Source organism: Microbulbifer sp. VAAF005 (assembly GCF_030012985.1).
Lineage (GTDB): Bacteria > Pseudomonadota > Gammaproteobacteria > Pseudomonadales > Cellvibrionaceae > Microbulbifer.
In genome coordinates this window covers 5,317,895-5,338,817 of the sequence record NZ_CP120233.1, presented here as the reverse complement: position 1 = coordinate 5,338,817, position 20,923 = coordinate 5,317,895, and the positions used below count along the sequence as shown (strand labels likewise).

Annotated in this window: 15 protein-coding genes and 4 pseudogenes; 8 read left to right on the top strand and 11 right to left on the bottom strand. The window is 46.2% G+C overall.

Going from position 1 to position 20,923, the window contains the following annotated elements; translation table 11 throughout:
• The first annotated feature begins 776 nt into the window (after positions 1 to 776).
• Both P0078_RS24030 and P0078_RS24025 read left to right on the top strand, forming a co-directional pair.
• Positions 777 to 1,649, top strand: a complete 873-nt coding sequence (locus P0078_RS24030) for a M91 family zinc metallopeptidase (protein WP_282932376.1) — start codon at positions 777 to 779, stop codon at positions 1,647 to 1,649.
• 253 nt (positions 1,650 to 1,902) lie between these two features.
• On the top strand, positions 1,903 to 2,277 hold the full coding sequence (locus P0078_RS24025; RefSeq protein WP_282932375.1) for a SirB2 family protein: 375 nt from the start codon (positions 1,903 to 1,905) through the stop codon (positions 2,275 to 2,277).
• 41 nt (positions 2,278 to 2,318) lie between these two features.
• Here P0078_RS24025 and P0078_RS24020 read toward each other — a convergent pair whose 3' ends face one another.
• Complete coding sequence (locus tag P0078_RS24020; RefSeq protein ID WP_282932374.1) at positions 2,319 to 3,785, bottom strand: alanine/glycine:cation symporter family protein; 1,467 nt, start codon at positions 3,783 to 3,785, stop codon at positions 2,319 to 2,321.
• 591 nt (positions 3,786 to 4,376) lie between these two features.
• Here P0078_RS24020 and P0078_RS24735 point away from each other — a divergent pair.
• From P0078_RS24735 to P0078_RS24015, 3 genes and pseudogenes are all read left to right on the top strand, one after another.
• Positions 4,377 to 4,691, top strand: a pseudogene (locus P0078_RS24735) (transposase family protein); the annotation flags it as partial.
• Positions 4,665 to 4,837, top strand: a pseudogene (locus tag P0078_RS24825) (IS30 family transposase); the annotation flags it as partial. The pseudogenes P0078_RS24735 and P0078_RS24825, both read left to right, overlap by 27 nt.
• A 152-nt stretch (positions 4,838 to 4,989) precedes the next feature.
• Positions 4,990 to 5,589: a hypothetical protein gene (locus P0078_RS24015; protein WP_282932373.1), complete on the top strand. Its 600-nt coding sequence runs from the start codon at positions 4,990 to 4,992 to the stop codon at positions 5,587 to 5,589.
• Positions 5,590 to 5,655: 66 nt separating this feature from the next.
• Here the strand turns inward: P0078_RS24015 and P0078_RS24010 are convergent, their stop codons facing one another.
• Both P0078_RS24010 and P0078_RS24005 read right to left on the bottom strand, forming a co-directional pair.
• Entirely contained in the window at positions 5,656 to 6,681 is a 1,026-nt protein-coding gene (locus tag P0078_RS24010; RefSeq protein ID WP_282932372.1) for an IS630 family transposase, read from the bottom strand.
• 643 nt (positions 6,682 to 7,324) lie between these two features.
• Positions 7,325 to 8,179: a beta-keto acid cleavage family enzyme gene (locus P0078_RS24005; RefSeq protein WP_282932371.1), complete on the bottom strand. Its 855-nt coding sequence runs from the start codon at positions 8,177 to 8,179 to the stop codon at positions 7,325 to 7,327.
• Between the two features lie 263 nt (positions 8,180 to 8,442).
• Here P0078_RS24005 and P0078_RS24000 point away from each other — a divergent pair, with 263 nt between their 5' ends.
• Together P0078_RS24000 and greB are read left to right on the top strand one after the other, a co-directional pair.
• A complete protein-coding gene (locus tag P0078_RS24000; protein ID WP_282932370.1) occupies positions 8,443 to 10,389 on the top strand; it encodes a S9 family peptidase in 1,947 nt (648 codons plus the stop codon).
• 38 nt (positions 10,390 to 10,427) lie between these two features.
• Positions 10,428 to 10,927 (top strand): annotated as a pseudogene (gene greB, locus P0078_RS23995) (transcription elongation factor GreB).
• 82 nt (positions 10,928 to 11,009) lie between these two features.
• On the opposite strand, the gene P0078_RS23990 reads toward greB, so the two are convergent.
• From P0078_RS23990 to P0078_RS23975, 4 genes are all read right to left on the bottom strand, one after another.
• Positions 11,010 to 11,444, bottom strand: a complete 435-nt coding sequence (locus P0078_RS23990) for a hypothetical protein (RefSeq protein ID WP_282932369.1) — start codon at positions 11,442 to 11,444, stop codon at positions 11,010 to 11,012.
• A 358-nt stretch (positions 11,445 to 11,802) separates the two neighbouring features.
• On the bottom strand, positions 11,803 to 12,168 hold the full coding sequence (locus P0078_RS23985; RefSeq protein ID WP_282932368.1) for a hypothetical protein: 366 nt from the start codon (positions 12,166 to 12,168) through the stop codon (positions 11,803 to 11,805).
• A 933-nt stretch (positions 12,169 to 13,101) separates the two neighbouring features.
• Complete coding sequence (locus tag P0078_RS23980) at positions 13,102 to 13,875, bottom strand: type 1 glutamine amidotransferase domain-containing protein (protein WP_282932367.1); 774 nt, start codon at positions 13,873 to 13,875, stop codon at positions 13,102 to 13,104.
• 185 nt (positions 13,876 to 14,060) lie between these two features.
• Positions 14,061 to 14,453 (bottom strand): hypothetical protein, encoded by a 393-nt coding sequence (locus tag P0078_RS23975; protein WP_282932366.1) that lies wholly within the window; start codon positions 14,451 to 14,453, stop codon positions 14,061 to 14,063.
• A 438-nt stretch (positions 14,454 to 14,891) separates the two neighbouring features.
• Between P0078_RS23975 and P0078_RS23970 the strand changes: the two genes are divergently transcribed.
• A complete protein-coding gene (locus tag P0078_RS23970; RefSeq protein WP_282932365.1) occupies positions 14,892 to 16,616 on the top strand; it encodes a hypothetical protein in 1,725 nt (574 codons plus the stop codon).
• A 101-nt stretch (positions 16,617 to 16,717) separates the two neighbouring features.
• Here P0078_RS23970 and P0078_RS23965 read toward each other — a convergent pair whose 3' ends face one another.
• The 4 genes and pseudogenes from P0078_RS23965 to P0078_RS23950 all read right to left on the bottom strand — a co-directional run bounded on the left by P0078_RS23965 (position 16,718) and on the right by P0078_RS23950 (position 20,919).
• Positions 16,718 to 18,262, bottom strand: a complete 1,545-nt coding sequence (locus tag P0078_RS23965; RefSeq protein WP_282932364.1) for a cbb3-type cytochrome c oxidase subunit I — start codon at positions 18,260 to 18,262, stop codon at positions 16,718 to 16,720.
• 153 nt (positions 18,263 to 18,415) lie between these two features.
• Positions 18,416 to 19,011, bottom strand: a pseudogene (locus P0078_RS23960) (nitric oxide reductase); the annotation flags it as partial.
• A gap of 236 nt (positions 19,012 to 19,247) precedes the next feature.
• Positions 19,248 to 19,928 (bottom strand): SCO family protein, encoded by a 681-nt coding sequence (locus P0078_RS23955; RefSeq protein WP_282932362.1) that lies wholly within the window; start codon positions 19,926 to 19,928, stop codon positions 19,248 to 19,250.
• A gap of 196 nt (positions 19,929 to 20,124) precedes the next feature.
• Positions 20,125 to 20,919, bottom strand: coding sequence for a formylglycine-generating enzyme family protein (locus tag P0078_RS23950; protein WP_282932361.1), 795 nt, complete (start codon positions 20,917 to 20,919; stop codon positions 20,125 to 20,127).
• Positions 20,920 to 20,923 lie beyond the last annotated feature (4 nt).

Below are 20,923 nucleotides of genomic sequence, written 5' to 3'. Positions count from 1 at the left end.
TTTTTCAGGATGATCGTTACACTTTTCTTTATCAAGGTATGCAATACCCAACCGACAATTTAGCTCACTGGAATCAAGTGCCCTTTCTATCTGTAATTCCAGTTCGTAGGGCACACTTAGTTACGAACGAAAGTTAAGTTCACTTCTCCCCTTTTTTGTAAAATCAACAAGATACTCAACCGCTACCCATTTATATTTTTTATAGGGAACAGTTTCATATACCAATATCAAAACTGCAACAACTAACACCAGCGATAATTTAACGGCTAACCGCATATCTTCCCCCCAAATTCCTTCCTCAATATGTCACAGCTATATCCCCTGAGACCCAAGCAGCACCAATAAACAGACAAGCTCACAAGCTGCCAAATAGCGCACACCCCAAACAGCCCAACAATCAATTATTTAAATTTATTAAAATAATCATCATGGAAAATAAAACATATAGCAAAACGTACCAATTAAGAGTAGAGTCGCAGAGGCATCCTTAAGATAATCATTCAGATAGTTACAAGATGTACTTCAAAAAAATTACAAAAAAATATTAATTTCCCTGGGGATTCTCCCGCTCCGCTCACTAAACACACAACCTGACCAAGAAGAACTTTTTAGTTCGAACATTATAGGCAAGCCCAGAATATCACTATCAAAATTATTTTGATCAGGACCATTGGGTTATACCTCTTGCGTATGAAAATTCGTCTTAAAAACTTTAATAATTCACAATTTTTCTCAGTCAAGATAATTCGTAATGCGAGCGGGATAGGAGAATAGTAATGGGACTCTGCATTGACTCTAATAACATCGTTTTTATCACACAGGTAAGAACTGCTCTGAACACGCTGGTAGGTAATGTAGGTACAGCTCTGACCTATACACAGGAAAGATATCGAGCTGGGGGGCGTCATGTACTTCGAATTACCGAGGGCGTTGGCATTTTGACAGCAGTCGGATTAAGAGCAAATAGCACCACCCTACTGCGCCGACTAATATCAAGCCGCCATGACACAAGGATTACCGAACATCACGCCCTAGGATTTCGCCCAGACCAATGGCTAAAGGATCAGGTTTGGAGCGGCTTTAAGAGCTACATTCCCCTAGTCAGCTCAGACAGGGGCTTTATGGCCAAAGTGATGAGCAGCGGGTCTAGCGGGGTCGTTATGTGGAACAATTCGGTCCTTCAAACTGCCAATCTGACCAACAACGGCACAGTCACGATGGGGAATTGCCCCAGTTACATTACTCTCGCCCATGAGCTGATCCACGCTGATCGATGTAATCGCGGCCGCTACCTCTCAGGGAGTGCCAACTCCACTTTCCTCGCCGACGAGCGCCAAGCCCCCATGGGAAGAGTACTCCGTCAGCAGGGAGCACCTTTGACCATGGCGCGTATCGCCAATGGGGGACTAAATATTATTTATAACAATATAACTATCCCAAACCGTAACAACTTAATATCAACCAGAACCAGTGGCTGGATTTGGGTAGGTGGGTCTATGGAGCTGCGTGAAGAGATTGCAACTGTGGGGCTCAGTGACGATCTCGGTAACGTACCCACTGACCTCCTAGCCATCAACGAAAATATGATTCGGGCTGAACACGGTGTCGCACAACGGATGAAATATGGTCAGATCAGAAATCTAGTCTAGCCCCACAATTTGAGTCCAGATAATAAGTACAACTGGGCCTAAATCTTCAAAGTCGACTGATCAGCCAGATCTAAGGAGACTCTGAAGCGGCACTGCTTTGCAACTTTATTAGCTGCAATTTTCAAACGTTTCACGTTTTTCATATTGCACCAGACCGCAGCATGTCGTTATGCTTTGGCGGCTAGAATCACACCTTCCTTCTGCCTGGAAGGCACATAGGACACCTTGGTCAACATACAGCCAGATCATAACCATGATTGATTATGCCCTTATAAAACACGTCCACATGACCGCCGCAGTGCTCAGTATCCTGCTGTTTACCATCAGAGTGGGGTTGGAGTTCAGCCACAACACAGGCTGGCGAAATGGCCCCCTGCGCTGGGTACCACACCTCAACGACACTTTGCTTTTAGCAGCGGCTGCCGGACTGGTGGTTCTCGGCAGTTGGAACCCAGGCACATCGCCCTGGCTAGCCGCGAAAGTAGCCCTGGTATTCGGCTACATTATTGCTGGCGTCTTTGCTTTACGCCCCAACTTCTCCAAGCCAATTAGAATCACTGCCTGTGTACTTGCCTTCCTGCAAGTAGTCGCTATTTTCTATCTGGCGATGCACAAGCCCAGCTTGTAACTGGATGGCATTGAGCACTTGGTATCAAACTCAAATTGGTATCACCCCCAAACATCGTGCTCAATGCCTTTTATTTTAAATTTACTCTCATTGAACACCGGCTCACGCACCCCGGAAGATAACTGACTCTCGTAATCTGCCATTACCTTAAAAGCCACACCAGACAAAAGTAAGATAGCTATAAGGTTTGCCGATGCCATAAAACCCATCGAGACATCGGCCATACGCCAAAGCAAGGCAAAATTTTCCGCACTTCCCGTATCTGCCACCCAAGCCCCGAAAAGCACGAACATTAAAAACAACAGCCGATAGCATAAGATGGATGTTCGGGTGTGGTAGAGGTAATAAATATTGGTTTCCCCGTAATAGTAGTTACCGATAATTGATGTAAAGGCAAAAAACATCAGTGCAGTAGCAATAAAACTACTTCCCCAGGTACCCACCTCGCTCGCCAGTGCGTCTTGAACTAAACCAACCCCTTCCAAATTACCGACCATAAAGACATCTGCCACCAAGATAATTGCTGCCGTAGAAGTACAGATAATAATGGTATCGAGAAATACCGATGCCATTTGCACGTATCCCTGCACCATTGGGTGTTTTACATCTGCAGCAGCAGCAACATTGGGCGAGGAGCCAAGTCCAGCTTCATTGGAAAACAGGCCCCGCTTGATTCCATTGGCCACCGCCGCACCAAAGGCCCCCGCCCCAGCTTCCTGAAACCCAAAAGCATTTGCCAGAATTTCCAACAGCACCCCGGGCAACTCAGAAATATTGGCGACCAAAACATAGAAAGCTACCAACAAGTAACCAATTGCCATAAAAGGGACAACAATACCGGCAAAGCGCGCAATTGAACGAATACCGCCAAAAACAATAATCCCGGCAAAGAGCGCAATAAAAAAACCCACCCATAAAGGGCTTACACCCCAAGCTCCATACAGCGCAGCAGCCATCGTATTTGACTGCACAGCATTAAAGGTAAATCCGTAACAAATCATAAGAAAAACTGAAAAAGTCAGGGACAGCCATTTCCACTGCGGTCCCAGCCCCTTTTCAATGTAATAGGCAGGACCGCCGCGAAATGCCCCGGGAACATCGCCGCGCTCTTTGTAAGTTTGCGCGAGAGTATTCTCCACCAAACTGGTGGCCATCCCCAGCAAGGCCACCAGCCACATCCAAAACACCGCTCCGGGCCCACCAGCGGTTATGGCCACAGCCACACCAGCAATATTTCCGGTGCCGATTCTCGCAGCCGCGCTGGTGGCAAATGCCTGAAAGGCAGTTACCGAGTTTTCATTTTCCTTATGGATGCCACGAATCATGACTTTGGCCATATGACCAAAGTGACGAAATTGTATAAAGCGAGTGCGAATAGAAAAGTAGAGCCCCGCCGGCAGCAATCCTAAAATCAAGATTCCAAGCCACCAGATGCCGCCGACTCCGCCCCAGGCGAGCAGGTTTGCCCACTCGATCAGGGTAGTGAAATGATCCAGAAAATCTTGCATTACCTAACCCATTGACCGCTTATAGTTATAAATGCCGCCAGCCCGCTGGTAGTAAGATTAGCAGATATTTCAAGAGTTAATTTTGAGTAGAAGATGGATCTGTAAAGATATATGACAGAATTGGCGCAGAAATTATGCCAACCTAAAAACCTTCCTGTTAACCTTGGAATGCCTCAGAGGGCGGTATGTTACAACACTTTAAACACAACTAACCGCTAATCAGGCTTAACAATATTTAAAGAATAAGATTTAGCAACTATAGCCACTTCAAAAGACTTTCAGTAAATCAGCAGGAGCTGAAGAAGAACTAAATAGTAAATAATTCATCCAATTTAACGAGATCTACGTTCAACCAGAGGAGCAGATCACAAAGTCTATTTTAAGATTTCAATACATAAAGTAAGATTACAAACAGGTGAGTTTTATTAGTCTTGGTTTCGGATAATAACTGCAATTGGTAAGGGAGGGCTCAGCTGGTAGAGTCGGCACCTCTCCCGACCAAGAGAAAGGCACTGATGAACTACTACTAACTGAGTAAGAACGAACGATACCAGATTTACAGCTTAAAAAAGCCGGACACCCTCAAAAGTAATAGCAAAACTGTTAGAAAGACACCCCTCGACGATCAGCCAAGAGCTACGACGCAATACAGGCTTGCGAGGATATCACCCTGGGCAAGCACATAAGCTCTCGGATCTTAGGCGCCGGCAAGCGTATAAGGCACAGAAAGTGACTGATGGAGAGTGGCAACAAATAGTCATCCTAACTCGAAAAGAATTAAGTCCTCAGCAGACTGCAAGCTATTTAAAGAGACATACAGGTGTATCGTTACATCATGAGACGATCTATCAACTCATTTATTTAGATCAGGCAAATGGTGGAGACTTATACAAGCATCTTAGGATTGCATCAAAGCCCTATCGTAATCGCTACGGTAAGTATGATCGACGCGGAAAGATAAAAAAAGCAGGGTGGGCATAGATGAACGGCCAACGGTTGTTGATCGGATGAATCCGATAGGTGACTGGAAAGGTGATACCGTTATAGGCAGGGGATGTGGTGGAGCGATAATCAAAAGGTGGTATACAGTGCATATCTTGCCGGTGATGCCAGCTCTTGTTACGATAAAGATTCAGATTATAAAAATGCTTTTGGTGAAACCAATGTCTATATACTGCGATCAACTAGAGCTCCATAATCAATCATGACATTTAAAAGTGAAATATTAAAGGCCGTCAAATCTAAGGCGGCCCAGAATCCTGAGTGGAAGTTTATTTACAACAAATACTACATCCGCCCAGAAACTTACTGTGAACTGATTATTGATCCCAAGTGGAGCTTTAATGGCTCCCCTGCATCAGTACTTTTACAGCCGGCAGCCGGAATTTACGCTCCAGAAATTGATGAAATCTACTGCAAATTGAGCAATTCCTCTCCAGCAAGGGGGCTGATGTTCTATATCCAGCTGGATCATCAAGAGCTAGGCAGGTATCGAAGCCAAAGAGTTTATGCTCAGGATTTTGAGAGCCAAGACAGGGCCGTCTCTGAAGTTTTACGCAGTATGGATTGTATTTTTACCGCCGGAGAAAATTATCTATCCAAGCAGTTTAAATTCAACTCCAGAGAGGCTTTTTATGCCAGCATTCCGGAAAGAACTCGCGGCTTCGGCTGCATCCATTATTGTATAGCGAGAGGGTTACTGGGGGACACTGACTATATAAAAAGTGTGCTTCGCAAAGAGATTGACCCTAAGGGCTCTCAAGATCTAGCACTTGTCGGAAAAATTCTCGATTACTTTTCTTGACGTTTTATTGGGGTGAAATCCCCCTTTCCCCTAAGAAACCTTTTGGTGGTGCGCTGTGTTTACTACCTAGGCAGCAGCAAAGAATACAGTCGACTCTTGAAAAAATGATTTCACAAGTTTTCTATTTTTCTTGATGCTCTGCAAATCTGCATTTGCACGACTCAGTAGTGTCTCACCTTTTTTCAGCGGCCTCTTTGAAGTCCCTATATTTCTCATATGATTCCAGACCAACTCATCTGGATTTAGGTCTGGTGCATATGGCGGTAAGAACACCATTTCAAGCTTTCCATCCTGTGAATCGACATACTCCAATACCTTTTTCGATTTGTGTACTGGGTACCCATCAACAATGAGAATCACTGGTCTTTTCTGACTTCTCTGGAAATTTTTGAAGCATTCTACGCACTTTTCTGCCGTGAACTTTCCACTATAAATATGATACCAGAAACCACCTCTATTCGATAAAGCTGAGATCGCATTGATTGACTGTCTTTGACCACTCGTTTTTACCACTGGAGTTTTTCCTTTTTCTCCCCATGTCCTTTGGAGTGGATCGTCTGATCTGATACTAGCCTCGTCCAGCCAAAATATTTCTGCACCAGTTTTTTTCGCATAAGATTTAATCTTTGGATAGACTTCCTTTACCCATTTATTCACCGCCTTCTCATCTCTCTCGTAAGCTCTTCGTAGAGGCTTTTGTGGCGTCAGGCCCAGTCGATGTAGAAGTGTGCCGACACTAGAAACGCTAAGTTCAATTTTGAATCTCTCAAAAATCAAATCCGATACGATCTGACGTGTCCACAATCCGAAATCAAAGCCATATTGCCTTGGATCGCCACCAATAATCCATCGTTTGACTTCCTCTTCTTCAATAGCTGACAGTTTTCTACCGCGTCCAGGTCTAATTTTTGGAGATAGCGCTTCAATACCTTTCTCCCGAGCAGTCCTTAACCATGGGAAAATAGTTCTGCTCCCCAGCCCTAAGCTACGACTAACCTCCGCCGCAGATTCTCCATCAAATACTCGCTGAACAGCAATTTTACGTATGAGGTGCTGCTCCTCAGTACTAAGTTTTCTGGCATCGTATTTCATGCAGTTTATATTACCAGGGTGTACTGATTATTTCTGCCCCGCTAGTAAGCTCACCCCACTTCAACCTTCCTCTCATTTAGAGGGAGTTGCTGGGATAGGTTTACGATGGGTAAGAGCGGACATATTCTGGCATCGCGACTGTAAATGACCAAGTACCCAATTCAACTACACTACAGCTACTCACATCCCAATATTTTAACTTAATTGTTTCCTGCAGCAGCCTTTATTGCCGAAACTCAAATATTACAAAACTCACGACTAACCTCACTGAACTCCTCTTTTACACTACACATCCACTGGGACTCGTCGGAACTATTCCAGCCCCCTTACACTTAAAAATAAAATATTATTTAAATTTAAGCGAAAAATCGACCAATCGATAGCCCCAACAAATATATTTTTCTCAACAGAAAAACATCCAAGCTTTAATCTAGGAACTCAACCTTGCGACACCTTGAAAGGGTTAGATATTCCTGCGACGCCGCCCCTTAATTGCAAATCACCCTGAAATTCAGAGGGGTCACGAAATTATTCACAAACGCCTCAGAGAATAAAGCTTTGGGAAGCTCTAATCATACATATAAATAAATCAAAAAATAGCTCATCTAAAATCCCGGGCGTCCCAATAAAGACAAAACCACCTTTAACAAAAAATCTCCCGCGCCCGATCCGGCGACACCACTTTACGGCCACACTCCTCCGCCACCCCCGCCAACGCCTCAATCAACTGGCCATTGCCTGAAGCGCGTGCACCGCTGGGCAAGTAAAAGGTATCTTCAACTCCAGTACGCAAATGGCCGCCCAATTCTGCAGTCTTGCGATGCACCGGCCAGATTTCCTCACGGCCGATCACTGTGCTCTGCCATAAGCTGCCGGGCTTCATATATTTTGGAATAATTTCCAGCAAATCGGGATCGGCAGGCATACCTGAAGCCACTCCCATCACCAGGTTGTAGTTGGGCACATCCACCATCCCTACATCCGCATACATTCCCACAGAGCGAACGATACCGATATCAAAGCACTCAAATTCCGGGCGGGTACCGGTCTCCCGACAAACTGCCAACAGCTCTTCTACCTTATCGACTGGGTTATCAAATACCATGGGTGGCCAAGCCCAGGTGCCGTTGGATCGCGCCTTTAAATAGTTCAGGCTTCCCGCATTACAGGCGGCAATTTCCGGCTTACCGGCACGCACACAACTCAAAGGACCTTGCTGATCCCGTCCGATAGTGCCAGTTGAAAAATTTAGAATAACGCCAGGGCATTTATCGCGAATTGCATCGGCAATTTCCAAGGCTATTTGCGGGTCCCAGGTGGGTAAATGGCCTTTGTTTTCCTCTTGCGCGCGGAAATGAACATGCATAACGGAAGCCCCCGCATCGTAGGCTTCACGGGCGGACTCCGCCATTTCCTTGGGGGTTACCGGGACCGGGTGCTGCTGGGGGTTGGTAAGCACTCCGGTTAGGGCGCAAGTAATCACCACTTCATCAGACATCGCTGGCTCTCCTGAATTATCTTTGTTAAGGCCGCTGTTTACAGGGCTATCCAGCGTGTGCGCGTCGCTCCTACAACACCAACTGATCGTAAGAGGACCAGGGCGAGTGGAAGAGCTGATTCTGGATAGTGCATCGACAAAATACAGCACCAAGCGCTTGCTTGGTTTTACGAGACTATCATAGGGACCCCGCCAAGGCACCTTGTTTCCCCGGATTCATCTCGGCAGAATGCGAAATAACCCAATAAGGAAGTAAGTACCTCATGAGCGAGACTATCACTCCAACCATCGCCCCTTACGGCAGCTGGAAATCTGCAGTCAACGCAGAACTTCTCGTGGAGGGCAGCGTTCGCCTGGCAGAAGCCAATTTAGTAGATGGCCGCTATTACTGGCTGGAGTCCCGCCCGTCTGAAAAAGGCAGGAATGTACTGGTGCAATATTGCCCAAAGAGTGGGCGCAGAGATCTCACCCCCGCCCCAATCGCCGTACGTACCAAAGCCCATGAATACGGAGGCGGCAGTTATCTTGTATACGGTGACACCGTCTATTTTGTACTGGCAGAAGATCAGCGCATTTATCGTATGAAGCTCGACAATGCGATCCCCGAAGCAATCACTGCAGAAAATAGCTCCCGCTACGCCGATCTGATTATCGATCCCCTGAGAAATCGATTAATTTGTGTCGAGGAGGATACCAGTGGCCACCAGCAGGGCGAGGAGCCCCGTGCACGCATTATCGCTGTAGATCTAGACAATCCACTGGCTAATCCACCGATAATCCTTCAAGAAGGGGCAGACTTTTATTCGAACCCAACCCTGAATCCGGCCGGTGATCGACTCGCATTTCTGCGCTGGCACCACCCTAACCTCCCCTGGGACGCGACAGAGCTCTGTATCGCCAAACTCGATCAGGCGGGGGATATCGGTGAAGTTACCCAAGTAGCAGGCGGTGAGAATGAATCCGTCTTTCAGCCTCAGTGGTCTCCTGAAGGCGAACTCTGCTATGTCTCCGATCGCAACAACTGGTGGAACCTATATAGGCTGGGACAAAGCGAATCCTTGTGGAAAAAAGAAGCAGAATTTGCCACTCCGCAGTGGGTATTTGGGATGTCCACTTACGGCTTCATTAGCTCCACGGAAATCCTCTGTACTTACACCCAGAATGGCACTTGGCACCTTGGCAAGGTCGATATAAAGAGTGGAGAGCATCAAACTCTTCCGCAGCCTTATTGTGATATCGATTGCCTGCACTGTGAAAATGGCAGCGGGGTGATGATTGCCGCAGGTGCAGAGAGCTTTCCCGCTGTTATTAGCTTTAACCAGAAGACGGGTAAAACGGAACAGATTGCCAGTAGCAATAGGAGCTCGCTGCCAACCGATTTGTTCTCCATCGCTCAAGCCGTCACTTTCCAAGTGGATGATCGTGCGGTACACGGGTTTTATTACCCACCCCACAACCCCAACTTCCAAGCACCTAGTGACGATAAGCCACCGCTGATTGTATTTAGTCATGGGGGCCCCACCGGCGCTACATCAGCAGGCCTCAGCCTGAAAGTTCAATACTGGACAAGCCGGGGATTCGCCATTCTTGACGTAAACTACTCCGGCAGTACCGGCTATGGCCGCGAGTATCGGGACCGCCTCGCCGATAAATGGGGCATCTATGACGTGGAAGATGTCTGCGCTGGTGCAGAATACCTGGTAGAAGATGGGCTCGCCGACCCCAATCGCCTGCTGATCAAAGGTGGTAGTGCTGGCGGTTACACAGTCCTGGCAGCGTTGACCTACCACGATACCTTTAAAGCGGGAGCCAGCCATTATGGAATTGGAGAGTTGAGCAGCCTCGCCAAAGACACCCACAAGTTTGAGTCCCGCTACCTAGATAAACTGGTAGGGCCCTGGCCTTCCGCAGAAAAAGTCTACCTTCAGCGCTCCCCCATTAACGATGTGGAAAAGCTGAATTGCCCCGTGATTTTCTTCCAGGGCATGGAGGACAAGGTAGTGCCACCCAACCAAGCCGAAACCATGGTGGGTGCCCTGAGGGAGCGAGGTATTCCGGTGTCCTATATTACATTTGCCAATGAGGGGCATGGGTTCCGCAGTGGCGACAGTATCAAGTTGGCCCTGGAAGGAGAGCTTGAATTCTACAGCCGCATATTTAATTTCCCGCTCGCGGAACCCGGCCCGGGAATTACCATCGAAAACCTATAATTAAATAATATTGAATTAAAAAGAGTTAAAAAAATACTATGGGAAGATGGAGACCGCCGCGTCCACGCGGCTCCCGCTACATCACCGCAGAGGGCGCGCAGCGTATGCGCGCCGAAGTTAAGCGCCTCTGGGAGGAGGAGCGCCCTCGGGTAACCCAGGCAGTTAGCGACGCCGCCAAGCTGGGAGATCGCTCGGAAAACGCAGACTATATCTACGGTAAAAAAAGACTGCGGGAAATCGACAGCCGCGTGCGTTTTCTCACTAAGCGCCTCGAAGAGATTACTGTTGTAGATCGAATACCGGACGATAAAGAAAAGGTTTTTTTGGAGCCTGGGTAACGCTTGAAGATGATGAGGGTGAGAGTGTTTGCTACCGCATTGTGGGACCCGATGAATTCGATGTAAAAGCAGGCTTGATATCCATGGACTCCCCCGTTGCCCGTGCCTTATTAGGGCGCAAGCTCGATGATGAAGTGGATATCCGCCAGGGGGAAAAGTGGCAGACTTTTTATATTACTGACATTCGTTACAAGGAGTAGTTTCGGCCTCCAGAGCCTTTGAAGAGGTCGTACTTATAGAACTAAATACGACCTCTAAACAACCAAGCTGAGATAATCATTATCACAACTTTACCAATCCATGCCGATACTTATACAACGCTTTCTCCTCCTCATAGTTTAATCGGCGCCTTGACACAGCCAAGCAACACAAGATGTTTAGTAGTGGAAGTAAAAATGTATAAATAGAAATCCCCCCTAAGCTCACCCAGATAGAGACGATCACCCCACTCAATAACCCAGGAATCACACGGTAGGATGCTGTAACAGGCCGCCCCATAAACTTAACGAGGATGCCGGCAATAAATCCAGGGATCACATAAACATACAAAGGGATAATACCGCGGGCAAATGAGAGCAAAACGAGCGTACCCAAAGTACCTAACAACACCGCAAATATCGCGAGGGGCATACTCTGTTCTTTCAGTAACCTCTCAATCAAAGAGTGGTACTTACTTGTATTTAATTCACTTTTAGGGGCTTTATAAATATCACTCATGTGGCTTGTACGCTTTCAGGGGCTGCAGAAGTGCGACTATAGTATCTCAGTTCAGCGCTTTCAAAAACATTAGATGAACAATTTAGAATCGCTTACAAATACACGATTTGAAATGTGCCCATAGAAATGGCGTGAGCCCCAGATAAAAATCGATGGCCATTCTGTAACCACCTTAGAAAGCGAACCCGTACCCCCTATCAAAAGCCAAAAAAGGCTTACCTTTTAGGTAAGCCTTCAGTAAAACTAAAAAATACTTCTTATAGAGTATTATAATATTGATTCACACCAACAGTGCTTCCAGCAGAAAAATCAGATTTAACCTGTTCTGAACTCATCCCAAATTTCAAATCTGCATTGTTCACGTTGAGCTCAATAAAAAGGCTTCCCATTTGGAAATAAGCATATTCCACTCGACCACCGCCTCACTGAGGTCAATAATAACTGCTGTATAGTTTGCCCCCTCTTCATCAGAGATCGCAGTTTGAATATCACTTATCGCACCGGAAACATTACTTTCAAGTGTTTGCCACTCTTGCAATACGACCTGTAAATAATCTTCAACTTGCTGGGTTTCTTCTGCTAGCTGCCCAAAGCTCTGAGACAGTATTTGTAAAGTGGATACATCAGCAGTGATCAGGTCCATCTCTGCCTGTTTATCCTGAATACTCTTTTGATCGGCAGCAATTTTTGCTGCAACCGCCGGCCCTATCACAAACCAGGTCAACAAGCCCTCCGGAAAAGCCACGATAGAAGCAACCGTGCCCAGAGAGATAGCAGTGGCATCAGCAATACCCAGCGCAACGATGCTGGCATTCAGGGGTTTAATATCTGCCTGTAAATTCTTGATATCCTGCTTTAGATCAGCAACTGTCTGCTCGTCAGCCAGGGAATCCTTTACAGAATTGTCGAGATAGGTTGCTTCTTATAATGAATCGCAAACAAAAATACATTTATATTCACATTGCTGATATCAAATCAAACCTTCTAGTCCAGTAAGCACTGATCAGAATCACTCAGCCTGGCAACTATCTCCGTCAAATGCTGCAATCAAATCCAAGGCACCCCCAACCTCTTTATATATGATTAGCTTCCGACTATAAGAACCCAGCAGCCATGAGCCGCAGGCCACCCAGTAAGTGGCTTCTCTTGAGGTAACACAGAAGACGCTTTGCGCATCAGATACACGCCAAAACAATCGTCCTTTGGAAAACCCCCTGCTCTCGAGTCTCAAAACGCCAATATCATTCTGTTTAGCCCATTGAAGAATTTGCGCCTTGAAAAACTCGGATCTAATCGGCATTAACAAATAGGGAACTGCACCCAATAGAGCCAATAAGGCCACTATTACATTGTTCCCCAGAGAGGGGCTAAACACATAGGCTAGCTTCCCCAAAGTTACCGATATTATTAATACAATAAATGGACGCATATTCACTGCCGCCGATTCCAGTTCCCTTTAGAAAGAATGGTAGATAAATATGCAGAGGCAAGATTTAGCTACAGGGCGATCGAGTGATCCCGAGTTAGTTACCCGCGTTATAGCATATTTAGACTAACAGGTAGAGATTGGTCGCATTGAAGCCAAACTCGTTAGAGCTTGACCCGCAGAATGACTGCCTAACGATAGAGCAAATACACAATAAAGTACTGGAGCAATTTAGTTGCTCTCGATTAAACCCAGCATTTCTTTTGCAACCAGCGCAGAAGAAGGTAAAAACATTGTAGAAACTATACGCTGATCAGATATTACATCATGCTTATCAGCAACATTACCCTTATTAATAATAATGGCTCCATTCTCTCGAAGGCGTTCCTCTACCAAGAACGGTAATAAAGTACCCTGCTTAGCCCAAGACTTCTCTTTTTCTGTAGAGTCTGGGAAACCGGCAACCTTCTTGCCCTTTACCATATAATGGCCATCTTTCAGTTTCACATCTGCAAACGCACCTGCCCCATGGCCACAGCTGCCCACAACTCCCCCTTTCTGGTAAATCCCACCCATAATATTTAGCAGCTCACGATTAGATGCCACATCAAATAAGGTTCCATAGCCTCCACCGATATAAACAGCTGCATAATTCTCTATAACTACTTGCTCAGGCTTTAGTGAACTATTAGCCCGCTCTAAAAAACCTTCATGTTTGATGGTGTAACTACTAATTCCCAGTGGATCCATCATAAACGGGACCACGCCACCTGTTGGCGAAACAAAGTCCACGTCATACCCATGAGAAACAAAAATATGGTAAGGCGGAGCGTACTCCCACAAATTATTTCTTGCATCGTGTTTCTCCGGATCACCCATATCCTGAAGATTAGAAGCAACGATTAGTATCCGCTTAGTCTCAGCTGCTTGTGAAGTTGCAATAAAGCCCATCACAAGAATTATCATAGAACAGATAAGGCTACAGATTTTTGCCGTTTTTCCCACGTTCAACTTCCCCATTCGAATAACTTTGTTACGAAATAGATAGATTACATGAGTAACGTACAACCTTGACATAAGATCGATAGCTTGCAGGAGAAAAGCGATATAGCGAGGTCAAACTGCCCCAAAAGTAACAACGGCCAACATTTCTATAGCGCCAAGCCTACCACCACAAAGTTAACACCCTATTACCGAGCAGCCTTAATAATTAGGGCAGTAACAACACCCCAAATCCAATTGAAAAACAATACCAGGACTGGTGTTAAGACTCCCAACTCAAATCCGGCAACACCCTTCCCAGCCATCACAGGGAAAACTACAAACAATTGAAATGCAGAGGGAAACAAACTAAGAAGAGCTCCTTTTACAAGTAACTTTGATGACCAGAACGGAAGAATAAATAGCAGTCCCCACAAGCCACCCCAAACAATACGAGGATAAAGCCACTCAGGAGATAGAGGAGGAGCAATTGATACGCCAAAAGCGGCATTAATCCCCAACTGGCCAAATAGCCACACCGCAATACTGTTTGCCAAAGCACCAAGACTTCCGGCTGCGAAGAATATCAGTAGGTTTTTCATCTCCCTCTCCTAGAGTTGTAGGACCACTGCAATATTTACTCGCGAATCACACCACAATATAGAAGAACCATCGTCACTCAACGGAAAATAACCTCGCGCACGAATCACAGCCCCACCCGAGATGACAGAGTAACTTTTCTACTTTACCTACCCAACAATACAAAGCATAAACCAGATTTATCTTGAGTACGTCTGCGTACCAATTAGACACAGCAGAAACGCCAGAAAAATTAGATAAAGTACTAGCCCCCTACTTCTCAAGAATGACTACTTAAAAAATATTTTCAATTTGAGAACCAGCAATATCCGCTGATCGTTTTTGCAACTAATCCCGAAAGAAAATAACTAGCTTCTCAAGCGCCAAATTTATTTAATAGATAAGTGGTACGCCTGTATTTATTTTATAAATCAATTAAAACCAAAAAGGAACTAGTACTTATGAAAGTGCCATCAGCAGGAGTGCTGTACCCGATTTTATTAGGATTGGCGATCCAGTCAGCGACGTCTCAAGCCCAGTCCTTTGATGAGAGCGCCTATATTGACAGGCAGCTGCAATATATTGAGGAAGGAGTCACCTCCACCAACGATACTGCCGTCGCACTTCAGGCATACACCGGTGATGATCTCAACTGGGATGCGCTAAATAAGAACCTGGATGTACTCCGCAACGGCGGCAAGAAAAATTCTGACTTCACTCTCACTCGCCTAATCCGCATCTTATTCTTCCGCCCCGAAATCAAAGACGAACTCTTTGCCGCACTCGACGGCTATCACTTCTGGTTTAAAGAAGGCGGGATGGGTGACCATGTCTTTGCTTCAGAAAACCATATGATCATGTACACCTCTGCCCAATATCTCCTCCAGGAGAAATATGGGGCATTTGAGGACGACAGAACTTATAAGCGCCTAAAGCGTTATCTGGAAGTGAAGAACCAATATGGCTACTATGAGTTTTACTCCCCTGTTTACTACCCCTATACCCTCTCGGCACTGCTAAACCTTGTAGACTTTGCAGAAGATGAGGAGATCCGTGAACTTGCAATCGGCGCTGCTCATCGCTTGCTGCAAGATATTTTATTAGTGACCAACGACCAGGGGATCAACTTCGCCGCAGCCGGGCGCAGTAATGACGGCTACCGCCGCAATGGGTCCGGAGGGAATATCAACCGGATTATCTACCTCCTGACAGGCCTGGGCAAAGAGTCAGTACGCACCCCCAGTCCCGCCGGTGTAATGCTCGCCACATCCGGTTTGGAAATCACCGATGAAGTTTTCGAATATTTCGGTAAAGATCTCAACATAAATTATTCAGTCGGCCATTCGCTGGGGGATGCCAGAAACGAGATCTATGCAGACTTCCCCCGGGAAGAGCGCGTACCCTTCTATTGGAGCCAGGGAGCCTACTTCCACCCCGATGTCGCAGCGGATACCGCCTGGTTCGCCAGCAAATACCAACTCGAAGGTTATGAGGGGCTCAAAGCATTTGACCAGTTCCTGGGACTATCGGAAGCAGCCGCCCCTGCGGCCGCCAAGGCGGGGGCTGTATTCAGCCGCAGCTCTGTCCTCTCCTCGGCTAACTTCTCCATATACAAAGATGGTGGAGTCATGATGCACTCCATCCAGAATTATTGGGGAGGCCGCCAGGGCTACCAGCAAACCCCCTGGATAGCCACCACCGGTTCCCAATCTATCTGGGCAAAAGTCGGCGACGGCAATAGCACCATGCAAAATGACCACCTACCTAAGATAAAGCAGGTAAACAATGTTGCCGTGATCCAATACAACCCCTACCCGGAGATAGAATTGTTTCACTCCGGCGGCTCCGATGTCGCTCTACAGTGGCCCGAAGAGTTCGAGGAGGAGTCCCGCAGCGGTAACTGGAAGTTTGGTAGGGAAGATGATGGATACGTTGCCGTCCGCTACCCCTGTGGCAACGGTGACTCCAACACTGTGACCTGTGATTGGAACGAGCAGACCTGGGTCGTCATTATGGGAAGTGAAGAGCGCTACGGGAGCTTTGATGCTTTTAGACAGAAGGTGCTCAATGAAGTCAGTTACGATGCCGACTGGGAATGGCACGGCTCCTTCTGGAAAGGTACCTTGAAGTATGTGTACGATTCAGATGTAAAGTTTGATGGAACCGATATCAGCTTAACTTGGTAACCATCAGCTACCGGTGCTACGGGAGGGAATCACCTTCCCGTAGCACCCTGGAAATTCTGGAGAGCAACCTCGTGTGCCAGTCTTCCCAAAGCTTTAACGGCCTAAAGGGAGGCTTTCTCTGCTAACCCCTCCACAGCAGGAGCTTTAGGCTTATCAAGCAGAGATTTCTTCAGTAAATCGATAAGGAATAACCCCAGTAGAAAGCCACCGATAGCAAAAATAACATCCCCTGGAACACGCATCCACACCAAGCTCTCCACTAAGGGACTATGAATAACCTCCGGGGAGCGACCATACCAATAACCATTCTCTAGGACAGCAAAGAACTGGGTTAGACCAATAGGCAGCAGCGACATAAATAGCATTGCAGCCAGGCCCAGGTTAAGCATCCAGAATGCGCCCTTTAGATACACGCCATTCCAGGCCAAATTGGTATTCAGGCCCCGCAAACAGAATAGCATTAATCCGATACCCAGCATTCCGTAGACACCCATCAAGGCTCCATGACTATGAGTTGCGGTAGTATTTAGCCCTTGTACAAAGTAAAGCGAGATCGGGGGGTTGATTAAAAATCCTAGAATGCCCGCACCAACCAAATTCCAAAAAGCTGTAGCTACGAAAAAGAGAATGGCCCATTTGTACCGCGCCATCCAAGGGACAGCATTGTGCATGCGATAACTTTGAATAGCCTCGAAGCCAATGAGTGCCAGTGGAACCACTTCCAGTGCCGAGAAGATGGCCCCCCAAGCTATAACAGAGGTCGGAACTCCAGTGAAGTAGATATGGTGTAACGTTCCAATAAGGCCGCCGCTAAGGAATATCACCGTGGCCGACAGCACAGCACCATTGGCGCTGCTGGCTCGTATAAGCCCAAGCCGCACAAGCATAAGTGCGATCACCGAAGTTGCAAAAGTTTCAAAAAAGCTTTCAACCCATAAGTGAATTACCCACCAGCGCCAGTATTCAGCAACTGCTAGATTAGTATGCTTCCCAGCAAAGAGGCCGGCACCATAAAAGAGCCCGATAGCAACGCAAGAACCATAGAGGACCCACATTACTGGCCTTATTTCAATTTGCGTGGCAAATGCCGGTTTAATCGCTGCTGTTACCAACAACAGCCAGATTACCAGCCCCGACAATAGCAATAGCTGCCATATTCGACCGAGGTCGATGTACTCATATCCCTGGTGCCCCAACAGGAAATTCGTGTCCAGGTCAAAATATTGCTGAATTCCCAACCATTCACCGGCCATGGACCCAACAACAACCACGACTAAAGCGATCCAAAGCAGATTAACACCCAGGTACTGATATTTAGATTCATGTCCCGAAAGGGCCGGTGCAATATACAAACCGGTAGCAAGCCAAGTCGTCGCAATCCAAAATACACCTAGCTGGGTATGCCAAGTACGGACAACCGAGTAAGGCAACATTTCGGACAGGGGAATACCATAGAAATTTTGCCCTTCTACGGCATAATGTGCAGTAATTCCCCCCATAAAAATCTGTAGTAAAAATAGTGCAATTGCGGTAGCGAAATATTTGGCAACGGCTTTCTGCGACCTGGTGGGCTTGGTAAAAAATAATGGGTCTTGCTTATCGGGTACAGGCAAAGACTCATGCCTGCCACTGGCATGATGCCACACCAGAGCACCAATTCCGGCTAATAAGGTAACAATACTAAGTATTGACCAAATAATATTGCTAGGTGTCGGTGTATTACCAAGTTGCCGGTCAAAAGGCCAATTATTAGTATATGTATATTTCTGCCCAGGTCTCTCAGTAATGGCCGCCCATGCTCCCCAGAAAAAAATGCGCTAAGCTGTTTACGGCGCTCAAGTAAAGGCACTGTGTCTTCCTTCATAGCGTACTGCTCACGCAATGCGGTCTTCTCAGGATCGCTGCCAAAAAGCGAGATGTAGTGTTGACTCACTTTTTCAATTGCCTGAATACGAGTCGTCGACAGCGAGACAGAGGTCTCTCCCGTAGCGGATATATTCGCAGTGTTTTGACGCATATCCTTACGAAGACGCAATTCCAATCCCGCCTGAATCTCGGGGCTAAGGTCAGAAAAGTTTTCTCCATAGCGTCGCTGCGCTGTAATGTCCAACCAAGCCTGCGCCTCTTTATGTAGCCAATCTGCTGTCCAGTCAGGAGCAACATAGGAACCATGCCCCCATACCGATCCTAACTGGTGCCCCCCCATAGAGCGCCATACTAGCTGCCCTCGCTCTATATCCTCCCGGCTAAAAACAATCTGCCCCCCTGAATCGACATATGCCACAGGAATCGGAGGTTTCTCCCTATAGATATCGCTCCCCAAACTCAATAACACAGTGAATGAAGCAGTTAGCACAATAAACAGTGCAATAACAGTTAGCTTGTGTTTATTCATAACTTTTCCCCTCTCAGGGATTATTAATCACTGCGAGTATGCGCAATTAAATTAAGACTTGCTCTGTCATTCGCAATGACTCAATTTAAGATGGCTGATTGATCCCCAATCTTTGATCCACAACCAACCTCCGCTGACGACACTTAAATTAACTTGGTAACTTTCCTCCCTGAACCACCAATATTTATGAGCAGCAGAAAACACAGCTAATCATCCACTACGGTTCTTGTGCTATGTCAATCCACTGACTCTTCAGAACAATCGTTATTTACTTGCTCATCCACTTCTCCTGAGCTTGCTAAAACCACTTTAGAAATTGCAGAAACCACGTCGTCAACACCCTCATTTACGCCCTTCATTTGATAGCTGATTTCTCCCTGCTGGTTTAGCACAGTAATCATATTAGAATGTGCAATATCTTTTTTATCATTATTCATGGGCTTATAACGCACACCCAGCAATGCAGAAAGCTCAAGCACATCTTCAGGATTACCGTTTAACATCATCCACCGACATTCACTTAAACCCTTATCCTGCATATATTGCTTCAACTGTTGGGGACTATCACGTCCTGGATCAAGAGAAACAAGTAGAAACTGCGTATTCAACTTATCGACATTAGAAATACTCTTCTCAATCTGCCTCAAATTGGCGAGAATAACCGGACAACTGTGCTCACAATAGGTATATACAAAAGATATAACCTGTACTTTGCCTTGCAAATCGGAGATATTGATTGTTCTACTATTTTGATCCAACCAATTGGATGCCACATGATAAACAGAATCGTCAGGAAGCTTCGACTGGGACCAAGCTGAAGCTACAGGCAAGAGTGTTATCAAAAAAATAAAAGTAACCTTTCTACACCACGGGTTATTCCCCCTTGATTTTACAACTTGCCCAATCAACCGACTCAAGCTTCGGCCACTCCGGCACAAAAATAAATATGGCAGTCCTGCCAAAAATACTTAGCTGACTCATTTCAACCTCCAGAATTAGCACGACTTATTCCCGACATTCTCAATCACACGCAACATCATAAATATTATGATTTATAGGAACCGAAATTAACCTCACTTCCATTCATATCGGAAACACTATGAAGACTACAATTTAATTAACATCTTTCGCACAACGAAATCCAAGAGAGCGCATCGTATATGTAGCTTGATAACTGCTACGTAAGGCATAACGCATAAACGCCGCATAATCGCCGGGATCGACAGAAGAAACTGATCCAGAACCGCAAAATAGTGACTGTTCCAACTGTGAATCTCCTCGAGACTCCCCTGTAACTAACGCAGTATTAAAATCATTGACCAGTTCCCAGACAATCCCATGCATCCCATGTACCCCCCAATAATTCGCAGGAGTATCTTTTACGTTAGGCAACAATTCATTTGCAGGCCTTGAGTACCATTCAAGGATTTGCTGACGGTATTCTGGGTCATCCTGACCATTCACCTTATCGTCACTTGCACGTGCAACATACTCCCACTCATCAAGTGACGGCAGACGCTTACCCAAGGATTTACAATAAGCCCGCGCAGAAAACCAGGAAACATTGGTCACAGGCACATCAGCCAGATCATTCATACTCAAAGAATTCATTTGGCGCAAATAATTCCCATCACTGAACACGGGCTTGATATTTTTTTTACTCCACTTGGGGTTCTTTAGAGTAAATAAATAGTATTGAGAGTTTGTTACCGCATAGCGATCAAGCAAAAAAGGCCCGACAACCAAAGAGTCAGTTACATCTTTTAAAAACGGTCTATAGCTCCCTCCAGCTATATAGACCATTTCACCTTTACTCTTATCATCGAGCGACTGACTTGTAGAAGCACTTTGCGCGGCAAATGGTAGGCACATCAGTAAGAAACAGACTAATAGAGCAGTATTCACCATGCAC

Coding starts and splice junctions, on each gene's coding strand:
- P0078_RS24030 (WP_282932376.1), top strand. CDS start 777: ATGGGACTCTGCATTGACTCTAATAACATCGTTTTTATCACACAGGTA.
- P0078_RS24025 (WP_282932375.1), top strand. CDS start 1,903: ATGATTGATTATGCCCTTATAAAACACGTCCACATGACCGCCGCAGTG.
- P0078_RS24020 (WP_282932374.1), bottom strand. CDS start 3,785: ATGCAAGATTTTCTGGATCATTTCACTACCCTGATCGAGTGGGCAAAC.
- P0078_RS24015 (WP_282932373.1), top strand. CDS start 4,990: ATGACATTTAAAAGTGAAATATTAAAGGCCGTCAAATCTAAGGCGGCC.
- P0078_RS24010 (WP_282932372.1), bottom strand. CDS start 6,681: ATGAAATACGATGCCAGAAAACTTAGTACTGAGGAGCAGCACCTCATA.
- P0078_RS24005 (WP_282932371.1), bottom strand. CDS start 8,179: ATGTCTGATGAAGTGGTGATTACTTGCGCCCTAACCGGAGTGCTTACC.
- P0078_RS24000 (WP_282932370.1), top strand. CDS start 8,443: ATGAGCGAGACTATCACTCCAACCATCGCCCCTTACGGCAGCTGGAAA.
- P0078_RS23990 (WP_282932369.1), bottom strand. CDS start 11,444: ATGAGTGATATTTATAAAGCCCCTAAAAGTGAATTAAATACAAGTAAG.
- P0078_RS23975 (WP_282932366.1), bottom strand. CDS start 14,453: ATGAAAAACCTACTGATATTCTTCGCAGCCGGAAGTCTTGGTGCTTTG.
- P0078_RS23970 (WP_282932365.1), top strand. CDS start 14,892: ATGAAAGTGCCATCAGCAGGAGTGCTGTACCCGATTTTATTAGGATTG.
- P0078_RS23950 (WP_282932361.1), bottom strand. CDS start 20,919: ATGGTGAATACTGCTCTATTAGTCTGTTTCTTACTGATGTGCCTACCA.